Here is an 18606-nt window from a genome sequence, read left to right on the forward strand (position 1 = left end):
TCTCCGTGGATTCTCCTGCTCTGCTGGCGATTTATTTCTTCTACGGAGAATTCCCCTGCTCTGCTGCTGATTAATTCCTGCCCCGGCAGATTCCCCTGCTTTCCTGCTGATTAATGCCTTTTCCCTTCAGGGGTCTTACGTACTTTCCCTATAGCATGGTGTTTTAGTTTTCAAAAATGCGGTTATAGTCTGTATATAATTATAAAAGGATGTGACAGCATGAAGGCAGTTACTTTTCAAGGTAAAAAATCCATGATGGCAAAGGATGTGAAAGCTCCAGACGTTCAAGAACCAACGGATATGATTGTACGAATTACTGCAAGTGGTATTTGTGGTTCAGATCTTCACCTATATCATGGTGGAATTGTCCCGGAAAATGATTATGTAGTTGGACATGAGCCAATGGGTATTGTAGAGGAAGTAGGCTCCCAAGTTAGTAACCTCAAAAAAGGAGACCGAGTAGTCATCCCTTTTAATATAGGTTGCGGCGAATGCTTTTTCTGTAAAAACCAAATGGAAAGCCAATGTGATAACTCTAACCCTCATGGTGAAGTTGGCGGCCTTTTCGGTTTTGCCGAACCAAATGGGAATTTCCCAGGAGGACAAGCAGAATATCTAAGAGTACCCTATGCTGATTTCACCTCATTTAAGGTACCTGATTCCAGTGAGCTAGACGATGAGCAGGTAATGTTTTTATCTGACGTCCTACCAACCGCTTATTGGAGTGTAGAGCATAGTGGCTTGAAAAAAGGAGATACAGCAGTTATCCTCGGCGCAGGGCCAATTGGTTTAATGGCGCAGAAATTTGCTTGGCTAAAAGGGGCAAAAAGAGTAATTGCTGTCGATCAAGTAGATTACCGACTTAAGCATGCAAAAAAAACAAATAGTGTCGAAACATACAATTTTAAAAATCATAAAGAAATCGGCAAGCTCCTCCATGAAGAAACGAAAGGTGGAGCTGAAGTCGTTATCGATTGTGTTGGCATGGATGGTACAGTCCCACCAGAAACGGAATTTGGATCGGAAATGGACAATCAGTTTGGTACCATCAGTCCAATTATCACTGCTTCCCAGGCTGTACGTAAGTTTGGTACAGTTCAATTGACTGGTGTATATGCTACGGACGGAAATAATTTTCCATTGGGTGACTTCTTCACACGCAATGTCTCCTTGAAAATGGGACAAGCACCTGTCATTCATCTTATGCCAAAACTATATGAAATGATTGAAAATAACAAGTTCGATCCAACAGACATCATCACACACAAAATGAAACTGGATGATGCTGAAAAAGCATATGATATTTTTGATAGAAAAGAAGATAATAGTATTAAAGTTATTTTCAAACCATAGAATATCACGGATGGAATGACAAAATATAAATATCCTGTTATACTATGAATTGTCAAACAATTTAATAAAACTTGTACTACTAGGGGTGCCCGACTGGGCTGAGAGGAAAGTTCCGACCCTTATGGACCTGATCTGGTTAATACCAGCGGAGGGAAGTAGTGGATAATTTATCTATAGTCCAATCTTCCGAAGCCAGGTCCATCTTATGGGTCTGGCTTTTTTATATCCTTTTTACCATTGAAGAAGGGAGGTTTTAATTATGAATAAAACCCGTACGTTAACAACCATGGCCGTATTTGTAGCCATTGGTACAATAGGTTCTCAACTACTCTGGTTCCCTGCCGGTGTGGCAAAAGCCTATCCTGTACAGCACGCAGTTAATGTGATGGCAGCCGTATTACTTGGCCCCGGTCCAGCTGTTGGTATTGCATTTATGATTGGGCTTCTACGAAATATGCTTGGACTTGGTACATTGCTCGCTTTTCCTGGGGGAATGATCGGCGCCTTTTTAGCCGGATATCTTTATCGTAAATTTGGAAAAAAAGCATGGGCCGCAGTGGGAGAAGCAATTGGTACTGGGATTATCGGCTCTTTATTTGCCGTTCCTTTCTCAAAAGTATTGCTAGGAACTTCGGTCGGAGCATTCTTTTTTATGCCACCATTTCTTGTAAGTAGTGTCACGGGTGCCCTTATAGGATGGTGTATCGTCATCCGTGTGAAGCAAAGACATGTGCTTCAGGTATAAGCATACATATTTTGCTGCGATCTAACTCTTATTAAATTTTCCTTTTAAAAATGTATGGGGCCAACTTGAAGACTATCATTTTTAATAATTACAGTTACACGTACAGAATGCCCTTTATTAAATCATCTGTGCTTCCATTATGCGTAATTATTTACAAAACGATTATAAGAACCAGTCCTTAAAAATTTAGAAAAGATGGTGATATTTTATGAGTAAAGTAGCATGTGCACTTACAATCGCAGGCACAGATCCTTCAGGTGGAGCTGGCATCCAAGCTGATCTGAAAACATTTCAGGAACTGCAAATATATGGCATGTCAGTACTTACTTCAATCGTAGCCCAGAATACGACAGGCGTACAGGACATTCATCATTTACCTCTCAGCATGATTGAACAGCAATTGGATTCTGTGTTATCGGATATGCCCGTTCATGCTTTTAAAACGGGAATGATTGCAAATATAGACATGATGCAAGTCATAGCAAAGAAAATCTCAGACTTGAACGTACCCTATGTAATGGACCCGGTGATGGTAGCAACTAGTGGAGATGCACTTATAAATCAAGAAGCACGTATATTTCTTAAAGAACATTTATTACCACTAACTGCAGTCGTTACACCTAACATACCAGAGACTGAGTTTATTACCGGAAAAGAAATAACCTCTACTGAGGACATGAAACAAGCTGGGGAATATATTGTGAAGGAGCTTGGTGCTGGCGCAGCCTTGATAAAAGGTGGCCACATGAAAGGGGAAGCAATTGATTTTCTCTATGACGGCAACGAATTCCACACGTTTACGGCAGAACGTATTAATACAAAAAATACACATGGTACAGGTTGTACGTATTCTGCGGCGATTACGGCATATTTAAGCAAGGGGGATTCTTTAATAGAAGCAGTAAGAAAATCAAAAGAGTTTGTTACTGCAGCAATTAAACACTCTTTATCCCTAGGTTCTGGTAGTGGACCTACAAAGCATTGGGCTATACGAGAAGAAGCCCACATAAAGCATAGTTAGCAGACTTAGCGCTAAAGTGGGGGGCATAATTTATAACTTTAGGAAGCTTTTATATTCAAGTTTCTAAAATTACTTCAAACATGAGAAAGGAAGATAGAATGAAACTCTCTATTATTAATGAGGTTCGGGAAAAGAAACCACTAATTCATCATTTAACAAATAACGTGGTTATTAACTTTACAGCAAATGGTTTGCTCTCATTTGGTGGTTCACCAATTATGGCTAAGGCACCAGAAGATGCTGGTACAATTGCTTCAGTTGCAGATGGAGTGCTTCTCAATATAGGCACAATAAAACAAGAAGAGGTCACTGCAATGATCGAAGCAGGAAGAGCTGCAAACAAAAAAGGATCACCTGTGGTTCTTGACCCAGTAGGTGTTGGAGCGAGTTCTTTTAGATCTTCCATTGTAAAACAAATACTAAAAGAAGTTCATGTAACAGCAATTAAGGGAAATGCCGGAGAGCTTGCCTATCTCGTAAATATCCCTTGGGATAGAAAGGGAGTGGAATCGATAGGTAGTGGTAACGCTGAAGAGGTTGCATTAAAGGTTGCGAACACATTCAATACGACTGCTATCATCACAGGTGAAACAGATATCGTCTGTAATGGTGAGGAGTTACTATATAACAAAACAGGACATTCTATTCTAACAAAAGTCACCGGGGCTGGATGCCTTCTCGGTTCTATAGTAACCGCTTGTCTTACTACAGAAGAGCGACCAGAAGTACAAGCATTAACTGCCGTATCATTCTATGGTCTTGCTGCTGAATATACTTCTTCCAAAAAAGAAGTAAATGGCCCGGGCACTTTTTTACCACATTTCATTGATGCGCTCGGCTATGATATAGAAGAATTAAGGAGGGAAAGGTAATGACTCCCATCCATAAAATTCTGCGTAAATACTTTATAATGGGAAGTCAAAATTGTTCCATACCTCCTGGTGAAATTTTGAAAGAAGCTATTGCTGGAGGAATCACCGCATTTCAATTTCGAGAAAAAGGTCTCGGTTCCTTATCTGGTGAAGCTAAGCTTGAACTTGGAAAAGAACTTAGAAATATATGTAAAGAAAATCAAATTCCTTTTTTCGTTAATGATGATATAGAGTTGGCAGAATCGCTTCAAGCAGACGGCATTCATGTAGGGCAGGATGATTTAGATGTGGAGGAAATTCGTTTGCGTTATCCTAATTTTATTCTTGGTTTATCTGTATCTAATTCTGCAGAGGTAAACGCAAGCCCGCTTCATCTTGTAGACTATATTGGAGCTGGACCCATTTTTGCTACTACAACAAAAGATGATGCAAAACAAGCGGTTGGAACCGATTGGATAGCATCATTACGAAAGGATTTTCCTGAACTCCCTATCGTTGGTATTGGTGGGATAAATACAGAAAACGCTAATAAGGTTATAAAAGCTGGCGCAGACGGTGTGGCTGTTATTTCTGTCATTACATCTGCAAAGGATATTAAAAAAACCGTAAAAAGTTTATAAGTGACAAGACATTTGCTCACTGACTATTAATCTATAGAAATATGGGATGAAGGAGATTTACCCCCCTTCATCCCATACGTTCATTTATTTCGATCAGCAAACTCTTCCATGGCAGCACACATGAATTCTGCCAACCCCTCGCCAAATTGGTCAATATTCTTAGTGAACCTTTCATCCTCAACATACATTTGGCCTAGCCCCTTAAAAACAGTTGGTGGGTAATTCCCTATTTTATTCAAATAATCATACCACTTTTTTATTTCTTTTTGAGCCATTTCAGATGCGGGATCTATATGGCGGATCTCAGCTAATTTTCTGTATATATCGTTAAATTGGTCTTGAAATGCTTTTTTATCCTGTGCATTCATACGCTCTAATTTCTCATTTGTTTGATCTACGGTACTATCGCCCCAACGTTTACGTGCCTCTGCCTTGTAAGGATTTTTACTGAAATCAAACCCTACAAATTTTTCCTTCTTACTCATAGTAACCTCCCCCTTCCTATATCTGATTGATTTGTTAATTGTTTTAATAACTTGATCCAATCTATTTCGTTTTTCTAAAAGTAAATTCCGCTGCATTTCTAATGCCTCGTTTTGGTCATAATCAGGATCATTCATTATTTCTTTTATTTTCTTTAGCGGAAAATCAAGCTGTTTGAAAAACAATATTTGCTGTAGCTTCTCCAGATCCTGATCCGAGTAAACACGATATCCAGTTAAGTCTGTGTACGCTGGGGTTAAGAGACCAATCTGATCATAATAGTGTAACGTCCGCACGCTGATCCCTACTAAATCAGCTACTTCACTTACTTTCACTCTAACTTTCCTCCCTTCTTAACAAAAAATATAAGCTATAACGCAACGTTAGAGTCAAGATGTTTTTACGATTTTTTTATAAAGTCATTAGCAATTTATTTTTACGCAAAATAGACAAAAACACCTCGAGTGCCTTTGTTTGAAATCGCGAATTAGTTACGATGGAAAATTTCCGTTGTAATGGCAAACCGGCAACATCCAAAATTTTTAAATCGTCATTTTTCAGCTCCTTTTGGATGGTCCATTGGGAAAGCAAACTAATACCTAATCCAACCTCTACTGATTCTTTTATAAGTTGTGTACTGCTAAAATTCATAAGCTTTTCCGGTGACAAATGAAATTGCCTAAATACTTTCTCCGTTGCTTCTCTTGTTCCAGAACCCTCTTCCCTGACCACCCATGTCTCCCTCTGCAGATCTGCTCTTACAATTTCCCCTTTTTTCTTCGCTAATGGATGGTTAACCGAAGCAACGACAACCATTGCATCTTCTGCCAATTCTTCAGCAATTAATTTTTTATCAATAAATTGGCCTTCTACAATCCCCACATCTAATTGATTCGTAGCTACCAAATCTGAAATTTTCGTAGTATTTCCAATCGTAATCTCAGGATGAATATCTGGATAGATGTCCTGAAGATTGGAGATAATACGCGGAAGTACATATTCACCAAAAGTATAACTGGCACCAATATATAATCGACCACTTGCTTTATTTGTAAGATCATCAACTAAATTTTGCATTTTTGTATATAAACCCAGTATCTCTTTTCCATGATGATATACAATTTCACCTGCTTTATTTAAGCGTACGTATTTATTATTTCGTTCTAGCAATCTCGTGCCGATCATTTCTTCAAATGTACGAATATATTGGCTAACTGCTGGCTGTGTCATATGATGCTCTTCAGCCGCCCGGGAGAAATTCTGCATTTCCGCTACGGTTAAAAAGATTTTTAAGTGTTGATCCATATAGCTTCTCCTTTCGTATAAACGAATTATAGTTTTAATTATAACATTTTACTTATCGTATTTATTATTATAATTTATTTTACTTATAGTTGTGGGAGTTATATTCTAATAACAGGAGGTGTTGTTATGGCAACGGAAGCACAACAGATTAATACAAAAAAAGATCCCAATTCACTTCCTATGTGGATTGCTGGGGTAGCATTTACTTTTTTTATTGCATTTTTAGGATTTTTATTAGCAAAAGTGCCAGGTTTTAATCAGGTAGGACAACTGGCATCTGCCATTATTATCGCGGTGGCTTATCGGCAGATATTCGGCTACCCGGAAATGATTCGTCCTGGAATTACATTTTCAACTAAGAAGTTGCTCAGACTGGCAATAATCTTATATGGTCTTAAATTAAATATTGATACTGTATTTCAAGATGGTCTAGGTCTGCTTGCACGAGATGCTTTAATTATCGCATTCGCAATTGGAGTTACAGTTTGGTTGGCTCGTGTATTCAAAGCAGATAAAAATATTTCCTTACTATTAGGTGTTGGCACAGGCGTGTGTGGAGCAGCTGCAATTGCTGCAGTAGCACCAATTGTAAAAGCGAAGGATGAAGATACCGCCATTGGTGTGGGTATTATTGCTTTAATGGGTACAGTTTTCGCCATTCTTTATACGGTTTTAAGACCAATTCTGCCATTAGATGCAATTGACTATGGAATCTGGTCAGGAACCAGTCTACATGAACTTGCCCATGTGGCTATCGCTGCAGAACCAGCAGGTGACAGTGCGCTAGCCATTGCATTATTAGCAAAGCTTGGTCGTGTATTTTTACTCGTACCACTTTGTTTCATCTTCATTTATTTCATGAAGAGAAAAAGTAAAGGAAATGGAGAAGAACAGAATAAAGTTGCTTTTCCTTATTTTTTAATTGGATTTATTGTAATGAGTATTTTAGGAAGCTATGTTTTTGGCGAGGGGCAAGCTTTACCAGTATCTGAAGGGGTTATGGAAGGTGTCTATACATTAACCGCTTGGTTACTAACAGCCGCTATGGTCGGGCTCGGGCTTAATGTTAGTCTGCAAGATCTGCGTACAAGGGCTTTGAAGCCACTTATAGCAATGACAATTACATCCATTTTCGTTTCTCTTTTAGCCTTTTTCATTATTTAAATTAAAGAGGAGGAAGTACGATGAATACAATTCTCTTGGCTACAGATGGCTCAATGTATTCGGAGCATGCAACTGAAATGGCGAAAACCTACTTGAAGGCTTGGCCAGAAGCAAGACTAGTTGTTTTATATGTGACAGCAAAAGATCATTATGCTTATGACTTCATCCCCGATGTGGTCGATGAAGCTGAAAAGGAAATTACTGAACGTATTAAAACTACTACAGAGGAGCAATTCGCTGGTTTCCAAAATAATGTTCACTTCCTTCATAAAAGCGGGCATCCAAGCAAGACTATCTGCGATGTCGCGAAGGATCAGGATGTGGATCTTATTATTTTAGGAAGCCACGGGAGAGGTATTATTGACCGGGCATTACTTGGAAGTGTTGCACATGGTGTGCTTCAGCGTGCAGAGCGACCTGTGCTCGTTGTTAAAAAGTAGCATATTTATATCTTATTAAAGCCATACCCGAATACTAATTTTATTCGGATATGGCTTTTTAGGTGCAAAAATATATGTTGGCGGTTATTCAGTGATTCGTAAAATAGATAAACTATGAAATAACTTGGTTGTTTGAAAGGCCGTTTCGGAAAATAACGTATAGTGAACAAAATATAGCTAGTTTACGAATGTACCCGGCGGATTATTTTTCTCTGTTGCCGATTACTTTGTTCTCCGGAAGATTATCTTGCTCTACTGCTGATTAATTTGTTCTCCGGAGGATTATCTCCGCTCCGCTGCTGATTGTCCCCTCCTACTATGAATGTAAATGAACAACCCAGCACAGTTCGGCGCTCCCCAATTTAAAATTTTCAACAATAGCTGTAACAGGGCATTTTTCAAATTGTACATTATTTAGGATAATCGCCCATACATATATAGACTTCTATCCATACAGTAAAGAGAAGGGTTTTTTGAAGGAGGATATATGAATGAATTATCAATACGAACCGGAAAATAACTATTATGAGGATGAAAGACAATTTAATCTTCCTGGTTATATGCTTAATCAAATTTTCGGAGGAGGTCAACAACAATATCCAGGGTCGCCCGGAGGATTTCCAGGAACCCCCCCACCTGGTTTCCCAGGGCAACCCGGTGGATCATTCCCCGGCTATCCTGGTGGCGGTTTCCCAGGACAGCCTGGAGGTTCATTTCCTGGCTACCCTGGCGGCGGTTTCCCTGGGCAGCCTGAAGGATTCCCAGGAGGAGGATCTCCAGGACAGCAGCCTTCAGAAGGGCCGCCTAGTTCGCCACCTCCAACCTTCCAGCCTACCCAGCCACAAGTACAGTTGTATGCTGTAGATCCGGGAGGAATTCGGGGATGTCTTTATCGCTACACGTATATTTGGTTACGTAGAGATTCTTTCTGGTTCTACCCAACCTATGTAGGAAGAAGGTCAATCGCTGGATACAGATGGCAAGGATACAGATGGGTTTATTATGGAATAGATCTTGATAAAATTGAATCATATCAATGTTACTAACTCATAAATTTTAAAATTATTTGTTATATGACCACACAGTCACCTTTTCTTACTTTTTCATAAGGTAGTAAGGAAAGGAGGTTACTATTTATGTATCAATTAGCAGTTTTATTTTTAACAGCTGTTTTGGCAGGGTTTGCTTTAATCCTCGTAACTGAAGTCGCTGCAGCGTTTCTTACCTCTGCAACGATTGTTAATATACTTGTAGCTATTGGGGCTATCGCTGTCATTGTGTTTGCATTTGCCATTCTGGTTATTGCTACAAAAACTTTATTAAATAAATGGGTGAGGTAACTCAATAAAGGGTGAAGTCATAAAAAGTGACTTCACCCTTTTCTCATTGGTTTCTAATCTATTTATCAGTCATTTCTCATTCTGCTAATCTATCATACGGGTTAAGGAGGTAGAAAAAAATGGCAATTGAAATATTTAGAAGAAAGGAACAAAAGTATCTTATATCTATAGACCAGTATAATGAATTAGTGCGCCAAATATCGCCTTATATGCGAGCTGACAAGTTCGGTTCAGATGGGAGATATACGGTTAGCAGCTTGTATTTTGAAAGTAATGACAACAAAATTTACTTTGAAACAAAAAATAAATTACGTTACCGGCAAAAACTACGCCTCCGTGTTTATAATGACACAGATATAAATGGTACTGCCTTTTTTGAAGTAAAGCAAAAGCATAAAAAGGTTGTTAATAAGCGACGCATGGTTCTACCCTTATTCGAAGCATATCGTTATTTGGAAAATGTACAGGGAGAGTCGTTGGAATTAATTCATACTTCTAATTTACAGGTTTTAAGAGAAATTGATTATTTCCGTCATCTTTATCAACTGGAACCGGGGATGATTGTTAGCTATGACCGACATGCATTGCATGGCATATACGATGAAAACCTACGAATTACCTTTGACATGAATTTACGATGTAGGGATACTGATTTATATCTGGAGCATGGTTCGTACGGGGAATACTTTATTAATGAGGATAGTGTTGTGCTAGAAGTTAAAGTAGATGATAGTGTTCCTTTATGGCTTACTAGAATATTACAGCAACTGAATTGTGAGCAGAGAAGTGCTTCAAAGTACTGCACCAGCATGGAGCTATTAAAAAGAGACTCCTTGCCTAACGGAGTTTCAAAAGAATTAATAGAAATTGGAGGAAAGTAAAATGGAGATTTTTGATCAGTTAGCTAACGGATTTAACGGCACAAATTCATCTATCTTAATGAGTTTAGTTGCAATGGCTGTTTCTGCAGTACTAAGTTTAGTCATCACAAAAATTTATCAAATAACGTTTACAGGAGAAAGATATTCCCAAGCATTTGTCCATACAATTATTATAATGAGTGTAGTTGTTTCAGTTGTCATGAATGTAGTAAGTGGTAATGCGAGAGTTGCGTTCGGACTGTTTGCTGTATTCTCTCTCATCCGTTTTAGAAGTGCTGTAACGGACGCCAAGGATATTGCTTATATCTTCTTTGGCCTATGTGTTGGTATGACAAGTGGTTTATTTCAATTTGATTTAGCAGTTATTTTGACTATTTTTGCAAGCTTATTATTTTATCTACTCTATAAATTCGAATATGGAAAGGGCAAGGATACACAAATCTTAAAAGTTACTGTACCTGAGAATCTCAACCATGAAAACCTGCTTGATGATATATTTACTGAATATACAATCAGTCATGATCTACGACAAGTAGAAACAACGAACTTAGGTACCATGATATTATACACATACTCTATTAGAAGTAAAAACGCTACTAAAGATAAAGAATTGCTTGATAGAATTCGTGAAAAAAACGCGAATTTAAAAGTTTCACTAACTTATCTCTGAACTCTATGTGTTTTTTACTTTGAAGTACTTATTCAAATAACAATGTTACCCTCTGCAAGAGATAACTCCACAAAAAACCCTAATGCCATGGCATTAGGGTTTAAAATTATTTCTCTACTTTATCTACTTTTTTTCTCATTTCGCGTTCCCAGATTAACCCTTGATCCAATGCCATTTTTCTGGCAATCTTAGGTGCACTCCACAGTGGAGACAGCAGGAGCAAGGATACAGGTACTGCTGTAATTACAATTGAATTTTGGATAGATGCTATACTATCTTCTCCGATAGATAAGATCATTACTGTTGTAGCACCGAATATTAATGCCCAAAAAACACGCAACCAACGTTTCGGACTATCATTTCCTGTTAACGTCGCAGCAACTGTGTATGACATGGTATCGACGGTAGTCGCTACAAAAATAACAGAAACTAATAAGAATCCAAGACCTATCCACATTCCTAAAGGTAATTGATCTGTAATTGCCAACACGGCTGCAGGCATGCCGCCCTCATTGAGCGCAGTTGAAATTGAACCAGGATGTTCTTTTTCAAAAAATACTCCGGTTCCACCAACAACAGAAAACCAAAAGTTATTGACAATTGGTGCGACAATGGAAACAGCAATAATCAAATCTCTAATTGTTCTGCCTCTTGAAATTCGAGTAATGAATACAATTAGCATTGGAGCATATCCGATAAACCATCCCCAGAAGAATATAGTCCAAGATCCAAGCCATGCATGATCTCCACGATATAGACTCATTGTTAAGAAGTTCTGTAGTTGGAACCCTGTTCCTCCAATAAACGAGTCAATTATAAACATGGTTGGCCCAATGATAAGGACAAGGACCGCAAGTACGATGGTTAGCCCAACATTATATCTGCTTAATGTAAGAATCCCGCGATCTACTCCAGTAGCTGCTGATATTGCAGCAATTCCCGCTAAACTCAAAACAATTATTATACTTACTGTTAACGTATTCGGAACATTAAAAAGGCTGTTTAGGCCATAAGAAATTTGCAAACCAAGAAATCCTAATGGTCCTAATGTACCAGCAACTGTAGAAATTACTGAAAAGACATCTGCTGTAGTTCCTAAAGCACTATTTTTATATATTTTTTCACCAAATATAGGGTATAATAATCCTCTTGGACGCAGTGGAAGTCCCTTGTTATAATGAACATACATCATTACAATAGTAGCAAGTGTACCGAGAATGGCCCAAGCAAGGAAACCCCAATGCAAAAAGGACTGCCCAAATGCTGCTGCTATATTGTTAAACTCCCCACCGCCAAATAACGGTGGTGTGCTCATATAGTGATACATAGGCTCCGAAGCTGCCCAAAAGACACCTCCGCTTGCCAGTAGGGTAACCAGAATCATGGCTATCCAACGAAAATAACTGTACTTAGGCTTACTTTGTTTTCCTAAACGCACCTTTCCATACTTGGAAAATGCCAAATATAATCCAATAAGAAAATTACCAAGTAATAATAACTGCCAATAACCTCCAAAAATCTCTGCTGCATATCCAAATAATGTTCCAATTGCACTATCCACCATCTCACTATTTAATAAAGACAGTAGGATAAATAAAATTAGAAAACCTCCGCTAAATATAAAAACGGGCCAATCTAATTTGTTCCTCTTAAAAAAATCCACGATTTTCCTCCTAATTAATTTAGGAGCAAGTGCCAAAATACGACCATTGGATGGAACGAAATATGAATTCTCTCTCTATTACCATAAATACTCAGCCATCAGCTTGCTCTTTTTTTAAAATACAATGTTTAATTATAGGTAAATCTATTACTGCCGTCAAATTTTCTAATTTCTTCTTTCATTTTACGTTTATTCTGTGTAATATAACCGAATTCTAAACTTAAAAATCTTCTTCAGCACTTCATCTGCAAATATGAGAGATATTTACTACCGTTTTTCTAAATTCTTTGTCCATCATACCCTCAATGGCATACTTCATTATTTCTTGTAAACAAAATAGACCGCCTCCTTATAAGACGGTCTTTCCATATCATTTCTTGTTAATTATATCCTCTACGGTATCTTCCACTTCATTCCGGGACATTTTTTCCTTCCCATTTTCCATTGCCTTTAATGTTTTCTTCGCCAACGCGAGAGGAATTCGGCAAAATAGAAGGATATTACGTGTTTTAATTACTTTGATATATTCATCCGCTTGCTTTAAGTTGCGTTTCGCATATGTAAACATGTCTTCTCTTGTCCATCCGTCTGGGATAAATTGGACACCACGTTCAGCATCTTCCTTTTGGTTTCTGATCATATTCACTGCCTGCAATCCTCTGCCATAGCCAATTGCAAGTTCACGATCTGTTTTCGTGCCGTCATACCACTCCCAAATATCAGACAACATAACTCCAACAAGACCAGCCACATAATACGTATAGTCATCCAGATCTTCCTCTGTATGGATGATCCAGTTTTTCTCCGTCCATTTTGCCATACCCTCCGCCATAATGGCAGTAGATTCCGTTACTTTATCGGTTATTCCTTGTGGACACACTTCAATCCAATCACCGAGTCTGAGAGTAACTTCAGGCAAAACAGTTTCATAGGGCTTCACAAGTTTTAAATAAGCCTCTTGATCAAAATCGGTCTTCAATAGTTTAGCCGTCTCTCTGAGTAACTGTTGTTTCGTATCCGAAGAAAGCTGCTCATGGTCCTCTATTTCATCAATTGCTCGCATGCAAAGGTACGCTGAAGCAACCGTTTTCTTTAAAGTAGGCTTTAGTAAGTTAATTGGAATATTAAATGTTCTGCTTGTCTGTTTTAAAACACGCATGGCATCTTTTTGTACATCTTGGTTATTCAAACCTGTTTCCTCCCTCAACCGATTAATACCTTAATTTCATTAAAACATTCCGTATCTCCGTATCTTTTACCACAATATCTTTATATTTTCTGGTTATTTCCGTCAAAGCAACATCATGATAAAAGAATTCTGTAAAAAACTTAACAAGTGGACGCGATTGCGTTCGAATTGCTTGCCATTCTCTATCTTCTATTCCGGCAAAAAGCATTTCTCGCTCGTCAATAATTATGGTCCGACTCTGTTCTAAACTATCATGGTAATCATCAGGAATAAGGACGGAAACATCAGGAATCTTTGTTTCTAACTGACCAATCACATGCATCGTAACTTGGAGTCCGTGTGCATACTTGTTTTCAAGTAAAGGCAATACTTTTTGTAAATCTCCGGCCCATCCTGAAATAAAGATAGAAACAGTTGCTTCCTGGATTAACTCTTTTAAGACAACCTGTATGGACTGGTCATCTTTTAATGTCCAGACACGATCATCTGTAGGGATATCTGTCGCTTCCATCTTTTTTAACTTTTCTATCTTATAGTTAAAGTCACCTTTTAATTTTTCAACTAACATTTCAATAGGCAAAGCGGCATATACTCTTTTCTTTTCCGTTGTCGACTCAAGAATTACACCCTTATCACCCAAACGATCAAGTACCTCATAAACTTTCGCTCGGGGCACGCCAGAGCGTTTAACAACCCTAGATGGATCCAGAGGTTCATTGCTTGTAGCCAAGGCTTGATAAACTTGGCTTTCATATTGAGTAAAACCAAATTGTTGCAGCATAATTATAATCTCCCTGAAACTTCCTTTATATAACCTATAATAGCATAATTCACTTATTTGTTCACAAGAGAACTTGCTCTTGTTTTTTTTCGTTATACAAGTTACTATTATAGTGGTAACTTAAGAGAGAGGGAAATGAATAATGGATAAACGTGTTTATTTACTGACAATCGTCTCATTTGTAGTAGGGATGGTCGAATTAATTATAGGTGGTATCCTTGATTTAGTGGCAACAGATTTGGGAATTAGCCTTGGAAAGGCCGGTATGCTTATTACCGTATTCTCACTCGTTTTTGCAATTGCTGCTCCAATCCTATTGGCTGCGTCCAACAAAATAGAAAGAAAGAAGCTTACGCTGATTTCACTTGTTGTCTTCTTAGCAGGTAATATGCTAGCAGTAGTAAGTCCAACATATATTATACTATTTGCAGCTCGAATTATTTCTGCAGCGAGTGGCTCTTTACTTGTAGTTTTATGTATTACCATTGCTTCTAATATTGTTCAACCAAATTATCGGGGAAGAGCTATAGGAATTGTGATGATGGGAGTTAGTGGCTCTCTTGTTCTCGGAGTACCACTTGGACTAATGCTAGGTAATGCATTCGGTTGGCGTGCTCCATTTATGCTTATATCTGTGTTAACTGTATTCTCATTTCTCGGGGTCTACTTTTTCATGGGTAAAATTGATCCAAAGCCATCGATTTCCTTAATTAAGCAGTTAGCTACTTTAAAAAACCGTAAAATATTCTTTGCTCAATTGACTACGTTTTTATTTTTGGCTGGGCATTTAACGCTTTATGCGTATTTGACTCCTTTCTTAAAAACAACAATGGGCTTAGACGGAACTTGGGTAAGTATCGTTTACTTACTATTCGGAGTGGCAGCAGTATTGGGTGGTGGTATTGGAGGCACATTCGCTGATAAATTCGGTGCCAAGCCTACTATTATTGGCGTAATTATAATTTTTGGCTTAGCTATTTTTAGCATTCCATATACAACCTTTGCAGTACCAGTATTTTTAATTGTTATGATTATTTGGAGCATGATGAGCTGGGCAATTACTCCCGCATTACAAAGTTATTTGATCGAAGCAGCACCAGAAACATCAGATATACAACAAAGCTTAAATAATTCTGCACTTCATTTTGGAATTGCCTTTGGTTCTTTTCTCGGAGGACTTGTTATTGAGCAATCAGGTGTAGAGCATAATGCAACAGTGGGCGGATTTTTCGTTATAATTGCGTTAGCTACTGCAACAATTTCCATGGTAAAAATGAGAAGCAAGGCATTGGCTTAAATTCAAAATGTTTTAGAAAAAATCCTACTTCAAACTCTGAAGTAGGGTTTTTTTGCTTTATCGTACTATATGTATAATTTTGTTGCTTTCTAATAAGACTATACTATGCAATCTAAAACAACGGTGAATTGGAGTGAGTACAATGGAAGAAAATTATGAGGAAATGGAAAATTATTTTGATCAATCTATTATGGATTATAAACAAGGAAGCAGCAGATTTGAAAAAAGCTTCCCTAAAGTCACCAAAGCATATTTTGATTTTACAGACGCTTGTTTTCAAGAAGGATCTATCGGTAAGAAAGAAAAGCAATTAATTGCCCTTGGTATTAGCGTTTACGCACAAGATGAATACTGCATTATCTATCACACCAAGGGAGCAGTAGATAACGGAGCAACAGAAGAGGAATTTATGGAGGCTATTTCGGTTAGTGCAGCGCTAGGTGGGGGAGCAGCCTTTGCTCAAGGAGTAACGTTAGCAATGGATACCTATGATCACTACAAAATGAAACACTAAACTTCTATTTGATAACTGAATATTTCCGCTGAAGCATAAACCTGAAATAAATAAAAATAGAGAAAAAGAATAGCGAAAGGCCATCTCTTTTTCTCTATCGATTTTAGTACATTTCTATTTAATAACTAAATCTTGAAATGCCAGCTTTTAATCGTCATCCTCATCTTCTTCATCTTCTTCATCATGTTCTCTTTCTGCTGCTTCTTCGGCTTTTTCACGTTCCCTTTCTGCTTTTTCTTCTGCCCGTTCACGTTCTTTTTCTGCTTTTTCCTCTGCACGCTCTCGCTCTTTTTCTGCCTTCTCTTCAGCTCTTTCTGCTGCTTCCTCTGCTTTTTCACGATCCCTTTTTGCTTTTTCCTCTGCACGCTCTCGCTCTTTTTCTGCCTTCTCTTCAGCTCTTTCCGCTGCTTCTTCGGCTTTTTCACGATCTTTTTCCGTTTTTTCCTCTGCTCGTTCACGTTCTTTTTCTGCCTTATCTTCGGCTTTTTCTGCTGCTTCTTCGGCTTTTTCGCGTTCCTTCTCTGCCTTGTCTTCGGCTTTGTCTGCTTTTTCCTCTGCTTCGTCTTCAGCATCCTCATCTACGTCTTCTCGATCATCTAAATGCAATCTTTTTTCTGCAAAAGCCTTATGAATGTTCTCTACTACCTTTTCTTGATTATTAATTGCTCTTTGAATTCCTTTCTTAGCGTCTTCAGGAATATCATCCCGAACCAGAAGTGATTTTAGTATCTCGGTTCGCTTTGCAATATAGGAAAGAACTTCTTTTTCCAGTGCATCTATTTCCTCTATATCATCATCAGTTTTATTGACTTCAGCTAAATTTTCCTCCATTAATTCTCCGTGTATATCAGCTTCTTGGATCAATTTTTTTGCCGCAGCTGGATCACCCTGTTCAATTGCGAGCTCTGCTTCCCTTAATCGTTTTTCTGCATATTGTTCTTGTAATAACACTTTATCACTAAAATCGGTAGTTATATCATAGGTTGCCTCTTCCAAATATCGGGTTGTGTCATATAAATCAGATTGTGGGTCTACCACCTTTAACGATTCTTCAGCAAAAGCTTGTCCACCTAAGATTAAGCTAAAGCCTATGGTTAAGCCTGTTATACGTTTAATCATTTTTACAGCCCCTTTATTAATTCATTAGTATATTTTGTCTTAGTTTATTTATTTCATTATTTGCCTTTTCATAGTGAGCTACCGGAGTAACAAAGGTGAAAATGTAGGTATACTCGCCTTGTTTTTCCAAATAAATATCTGTGCGGATTTTTGTTTTCATAGTTGATTCAAACGATATGTAATTTTCTTTTTCCTCTAAAATTTCTACTTCTCCAGCACCAGTTATCAATTCATTCTTAATTTTTTAAATGATTTTTCAGTAGTTAGGGAAGATATAATTGCGTTAATAGTATCTTTTTCAAACTTAGCATTTAATTTGCTTCCATTCACATTAGCTTTAGCTAATTTCCAACCATCGGTTTCTTTTACTTTCAAATTAAATTCTTCATTTTCATACATCATTTTCAGATCTGCAGTTTCTGCACTCCCAGTCCCTCTTGCTTCCTTTGTGCCCCCACATCCTGCCAACAGAATTAAAACAAGAAGAAGTAGGAGCAAAGCACTTTTTTTCATTTTTTAGTTCCCCCTTTCAACAAAAAAACACATCGGCAATCGGATGTGTTGCATTCCTGTAACCGGTAGCTGGCAAGCGTTGGATCCCCTCCTTTAGCCCCTATAGCTTTGCGTCATTGGCTTTCACCAATTTTGCCATGATCAAATTACTTTAGTGTTAAACTATTTAAACTATACCACCCTATTAAATAGAAGTCAGCATATTATTTATAAATATCAAAATAAATTCTTTAAACGTATAATCTTGTCCAATTCCTAACGTTAATTATAGTTATAGTCACTTCCTTTAAATACTTCCATTAAATGATTTTACTATCCTTTTACTATTTACTTTTACGAAATATGGCTGTTAATACGATTCCAGCACCTAACCCGATTGTTCCTCCAACCTCCAGTTCCCCAAAGAGAAGTCCAATCCCAGACCCTACAGACAGACAAGAAATAAAAATGAGTCCTACTCCCGAATAGTTCATTATTTTAAACCCCCTGTGATTATCTTCCTTTTATCTAACTTATTACAATTGCTTCTTTTTTGTTACTTAAATGAAAGCGCTTAATTAATAATTCTAAAAATTCTCTATTGCCATACGTTTCCTTTCATGTTTAAATATCTATTAAATGAAAAAACTATGAGGT

22 protein-coding genes and 2 riboswitches are annotated in these 18606 nt (G+C 37.8%); of the genes, 13 read left to right on the forward strand and 9 right to left on the reverse strand.

What is annotated here, in order from left to right; genetic code table 11:
* Positions 1-219: 219 nt before the first annotated feature.
* The 5 genes from JCM12304_RS16990 to thiE all read left to right on the forward strand — a co-directional run bounded on the left by JCM12304_RS16990 (position 220) and on the right by thiE (position 4611).
* Entirely contained in the window at positions 220-1353 is a 1134-nt protein-coding gene (locus tag JCM12304_RS16990) for a zinc-dependent alcohol dehydrogenase (RefSeq protein ID WP_060681750.1), read from the forward strand.
* A 71-nt stretch (positions 1354-1424) separates the two neighbouring features.
* Positions 1425-1524: riboswitch (TPP riboswitch) on the forward strand.
* Between the two features lie 88 nt (positions 1525-1612).
* Positions 1613-2098: an energy coupling factor transporter S component ThiW gene (gene thiW, locus JCM12304_RS16995; RefSeq protein WP_060681751.1), complete on the forward strand. Its 486-nt coding sequence runs from the start codon at positions 1613-1615 to the stop codon at positions 2096-2098.
* Between the two features lie 208 nt (positions 2099-2306).
* Entirely contained in the window at positions 2307-3119 is an 813-nt protein-coding gene (gene thiD / locus JCM12304_RS17000; protein WP_060681752.1) for a bifunctional hydroxymethylpyrimidine kinase/phosphomethylpyrimidine kinase, read from the forward strand.
* Between the two features lie 80 nt (positions 3120-3199).
* On the forward strand, positions 3200-3991 hold the full coding sequence (gene thiM, locus JCM12304_RS17005; protein WP_369813186.1) for a hydroxyethylthiazole kinase: 792 nt from the start codon (positions 3200-3202) through the stop codon (positions 3989-3991).
* Positions 3991-4611 (forward strand): thiamine phosphate synthase, encoded by a 621-nt coding sequence (gene thiE, locus JCM12304_RS17010; RefSeq protein ID WP_060681754.1) that lies wholly within the window; start codon positions 3991-3993, stop codon positions 4609-4611. Before thiM ends, thiE begins: the two co-directional genes overlap by 1 nt.
* 80 nt (positions 4612-4691) lie before the next feature.
* Here the strand turns inward: thiE and JCM12304_RS17015 are convergent, their stop codons facing one another.
* Positions 4692-5429, reverse strand: a complete 738-nt coding sequence (locus JCM12304_RS17015; RefSeq protein WP_060681755.1) for a MerR family transcriptional regulator — start codon at positions 5427-5429, stop codon at positions 4692-4694.
* 76 nt (positions 5430-5505) lie between these two features.
* Positions 5506-6399, reverse strand: coding sequence for a LysR family transcriptional regulator (locus JCM12304_RS17020; RefSeq protein WP_060681756.1), 894 nt, complete (start codon positions 6397-6399; stop codon positions 5506-5508).
* 126 nt (positions 6400-6525) lie between these two features.
* On the opposite strand from JCM12304_RS17020, the gene JCM12304_RS17025 reads away from it, so the two are divergent.
* The 6 genes from JCM12304_RS17025 (at position 6526) to JCM12304_RS17050 (ending at position 10894) form a co-directional block, all read left to right on the forward strand.
* Entirely contained in the window at positions 6526-7563 is a 1038-nt protein-coding gene (locus JCM12304_RS17025; RefSeq protein ID WP_060681757.1) for a YeiH family protein, read from the forward strand.
* 20 nt (positions 7564-7583) lie between these two features.
* The gene (locus tag JCM12304_RS17030) at positions 7584-8003 is read left to right on the forward strand and encodes a universal stress protein (RefSeq protein WP_019379064.1); all 420 of its coding nucleotides are present in this window, start codon (positions 7584-7586) and stop codon (positions 8001-8003) included.
* A 491-nt stretch (positions 8004-8494) separates the two neighbouring features.
* Positions 8495-9049 (forward strand): hypothetical protein, encoded by a 555-nt coding sequence (locus JCM12304_RS17035; protein WP_157360476.1) that lies wholly within the window; start codon positions 8495-8497, stop codon positions 9047-9049.
* A gap of 90 nt (positions 9050-9139) precedes the next feature.
* Positions 9140-9343 (forward strand): hypothetical protein, encoded by a 204-nt coding sequence (locus JCM12304_RS17040; RefSeq protein WP_019379062.1) that lies wholly within the window; start codon positions 9140-9142, stop codon positions 9341-9343.
* A 119-nt stretch (positions 9344-9462) separates the two neighbouring features.
* Positions 9463-10224 carry a polyphosphate polymerase domain-containing protein gene (locus JCM12304_RS17045; RefSeq protein ID WP_060681758.1) on the forward strand — a complete coding sequence of 254 codons (762 nt, stop codon included), beginning with the start codon at positions 9463-9465 and terminating at the stop codon, positions 10222-10224.
* Position 10225: 1 nt separating this feature from the next.
* A complete protein-coding gene (locus tag JCM12304_RS17050; RefSeq protein ID WP_060681759.1) occupies positions 10226-10894 on the forward strand; it encodes a DUF4956 domain-containing protein in 669 nt (222 codons plus the stop codon).
* A 106-nt stretch (positions 10895-11000) separates the two neighbouring features.
* On the opposite strand, the gene JCM12304_RS17055 is transcribed toward JCM12304_RS17050, so the two are convergent.
* The 3 genes from JCM12304_RS17055 to JCM12304_RS17065 all read right to left on the reverse strand — a co-directional run bounded on the left by JCM12304_RS17055 (position 11001) and on the right by JCM12304_RS17065 (position 14527).
* Positions 11001-12557, reverse strand: a complete 1557-nt coding sequence (locus JCM12304_RS17055; protein ID WP_019379059.1) for a BCCT family transporter — start codon at positions 12555-12557, stop codon at positions 11001-11003.
* 370 nt (positions 12558-12927) lie between these two features.
* Positions 12928-13716 carry a squalene/phytoene synthase family protein gene (locus JCM12304_RS17060; RefSeq protein ID WP_060681769.1) on the reverse strand — a complete coding sequence of 263 codons (789 nt, stop codon included), beginning with the start codon at positions 13714-13716 and terminating at the stop codon, positions 12928-12930.
* Positions 13717-13768: 52 nt separating this feature from the next.
* The gene (locus tag JCM12304_RS17065) at positions 13769-14527 is read right to left on the reverse strand and encodes a TrmB family transcriptional regulator (protein WP_019379057.1); all 759 of its coding nucleotides are present in this window, start codon (positions 14525-14527) and stop codon (positions 13769-13771) included.
* A 142-nt stretch (positions 14528-14669) separates the two neighbouring features.
* Between JCM12304_RS17065 and JCM12304_RS17070 the strand changes: the two genes are divergently transcribed.
* Both JCM12304_RS17070 and JCM12304_RS17075 read left to right on the forward strand, forming a co-directional pair.
* The gene (locus JCM12304_RS17070) at positions 14670-15824 is read left to right on the forward strand and encodes an MFS transporter (RefSeq protein WP_060681760.1); all 1155 of its coding nucleotides are present in this window, start codon (positions 14670-14672) and stop codon (positions 15822-15824) included.
* 142 nt (positions 15825-15966) lie between these two features.
* Positions 15967-16338: a carboxymuconolactone decarboxylase family protein gene (locus tag JCM12304_RS17075; protein ID WP_019379055.1), complete on the forward strand. Its 372-nt coding sequence runs from the start codon at positions 15967-15969 to the stop codon at positions 16336-16338.
* Between the two features lie 147 nt (positions 16339-16485).
* On the opposite strand, the gene JCM12304_RS19435 is transcribed toward JCM12304_RS17075, so the two are convergent.
* From JCM12304_RS19435 to JCM12304_RS19440, 4 genes are all read right to left on the reverse strand, one after another.
* A complete protein-coding gene (locus JCM12304_RS19435; protein ID WP_060681761.1) occupies positions 16486-17457 on the reverse strand; it encodes a DUF5667 domain-containing protein in 972 nt (323 codons plus the stop codon).
* Positions 17458-17473: 16 nt separating this feature from the next.
* Complete coding sequence (locus JCM12304_RS17085; RefSeq protein WP_060681762.1) at positions 17474-17686, reverse strand: hypothetical protein; 213 nt, start codon at positions 17684-17686, stop codon at positions 17474-17476.
* On the reverse strand, positions 17683-17970 hold the full coding sequence (locus JCM12304_RS17090) for a hypothetical protein (protein ID WP_060681763.1): 288 nt from the start codon (positions 17968-17970) through the stop codon (positions 17683-17685). The genes JCM12304_RS17085 and JCM12304_RS17090 overlap by 4 nt, the downstream gene beginning before the upstream one ends.
* A gap of 61 nt (positions 17971-18031) precedes the next feature.
* Positions 18032-18117, reverse strand: a riboswitch (cyclic di-GMP riboswitch).
* Positions 18118-18293: 176 nt separating this feature from the next.
* A complete protein-coding gene (locus tag JCM12304_RS19440) occupies positions 18294-18443 on the reverse strand; it encodes a hypothetical protein (RefSeq protein WP_019379052.1) in 150 nt (49 codons plus the stop codon).
* Positions 18444-18606: the final 163 nt, after the last annotated feature.

Source organism: Virgibacillus halodenitrificans JCM 12304 (assembly GCF_001310895.1).
GTDB classification, from domain to species: domain Bacteria; phylum Bacillota; class Bacilli; order Bacillales; family Amphibacillaceae; genus Virgibacillus_Q; species Virgibacillus_Q halodenitrificans.

What these genes read in the sequence shown, in the direction of transcription:
- JCM12304_RS16990 (WP_060681750.1), top strand. Translation starts at nt 220, where the DNA reads ATGAAGGCAGTTACTTTTCAAGGTAAAAAATCCATGATGGCAAAGGAT.
- thiW (WP_060681751.1), top strand. Translation starts at nt 1,613, where the DNA reads ATGAATAAAACCCGTACGTTAACAACCATGGCCGTATTTGTAGCCATT.
- thiD (WP_060681752.1), top strand. Translation starts at nt 2,307, where the DNA reads ATGAGTAAAGTAGCATGTGCACTTACAATCGCAGGCACAGATCCTTCA.
- thiM (WP_369813186.1), top strand. Translation starts at nt 3,200, where the DNA reads ATGAGAAAGGAAGATAGAATGAAACTCTCTATTATTAATGAGGTTCGG.
- thiE (WP_060681754.1), top strand. Translation starts at nt 3,991, where the DNA reads ATGACTCCCATCCATAAAATTCTGCGTAAATACTTTATAATGGGAAGT.
- JCM12304_RS17020 (WP_060681756.1), bottom strand. Translation starts at nt 6,399, where the DNA reads ATGGATCAACACTTAAAAATCTTTTTAACCGTAGCGGAAATGCAGAAT.
- JCM12304_RS17025 (WP_060681757.1), top strand. Translation starts at nt 6,526, where the DNA reads ATGGCAACGGAAGCACAACAGATTAATACAAAAAAAGATCCCAATTCA.
- JCM12304_RS17030 (WP_019379064.1), top strand. Translation starts at nt 7,584, where the DNA reads ATGAATACAATTCTCTTGGCTACAGATGGCTCAATGTATTCGGAGCAT.
- JCM12304_RS17035 (WP_157360476.1), top strand. Translation starts at nt 8,495, where the DNA reads ATGAATTATCAATACGAACCGGAAAATAACTATTATGAGGATGAAAGA.
- JCM12304_RS17040 (WP_019379062.1), top strand. Translation starts at nt 9,140, where the DNA reads ATGTATCAATTAGCAGTTTTATTTTTAACAGCTGTTTTGGCAGGGTTT.
- JCM12304_RS17045 (WP_060681758.1), top strand. Translation starts at nt 9,463, where the DNA reads ATGGCAATTGAAATATTTAGAAGAAAGGAACAAAAGTATCTTATATCT.
- JCM12304_RS17050 (WP_060681759.1), top strand. Translation starts at nt 10,226, where the DNA reads ATGGAGATTTTTGATCAGTTAGCTAACGGATTTAACGGCACAAATTCA.
- JCM12304_RS17060 (WP_060681769.1), bottom strand. Translation starts at nt 13,716, where the DNA reads ATGCGTGTTTTAAAACAGACAAGCAGAACATTTAATATTCCAATTAAC.
- JCM12304_RS17065 (WP_019379057.1), bottom strand. Translation starts at nt 14,527, where the DNA reads ATGCTGCAACAATTTGGTTTTACTCAATATGAAAGCCAAGTTTATCAA.
- JCM12304_RS17070 (WP_060681760.1), top strand. Translation starts at nt 14,670, where the DNA reads ATGGATAAACGTGTTTATTTACTGACAATCGTCTCATTTGTAGTAGGG.
- JCM12304_RS17075 (WP_019379055.1), top strand. Translation starts at nt 15,967, where the DNA reads ATGGAAGAAAATTATGAGGAAATGGAAAATTATTTTGATCAATCTATT.
- JCM12304_RS19435 (WP_060681761.1), bottom strand. Translation starts at nt 17,457, where the DNA reads ATGATTAAACGTATAACAGGCTTAACCATAGGCTTTAGCTTAATCTTA.
- JCM12304_RS17090 (WP_060681763.1), bottom strand. Translation starts at nt 17,970, where the DNA reads ATGAAAAAAAGTGCTTTGCTCCTACTTCTTCTTGTTTTAATTCTGTTG.
- JCM12304_RS19440 (WP_019379052.1), bottom strand. Translation starts at nt 18,443, where the DNA reads ATGAACTATTCGGGAGTAGGACTCATTTTTATTTCTTGTCTGTCTGTA.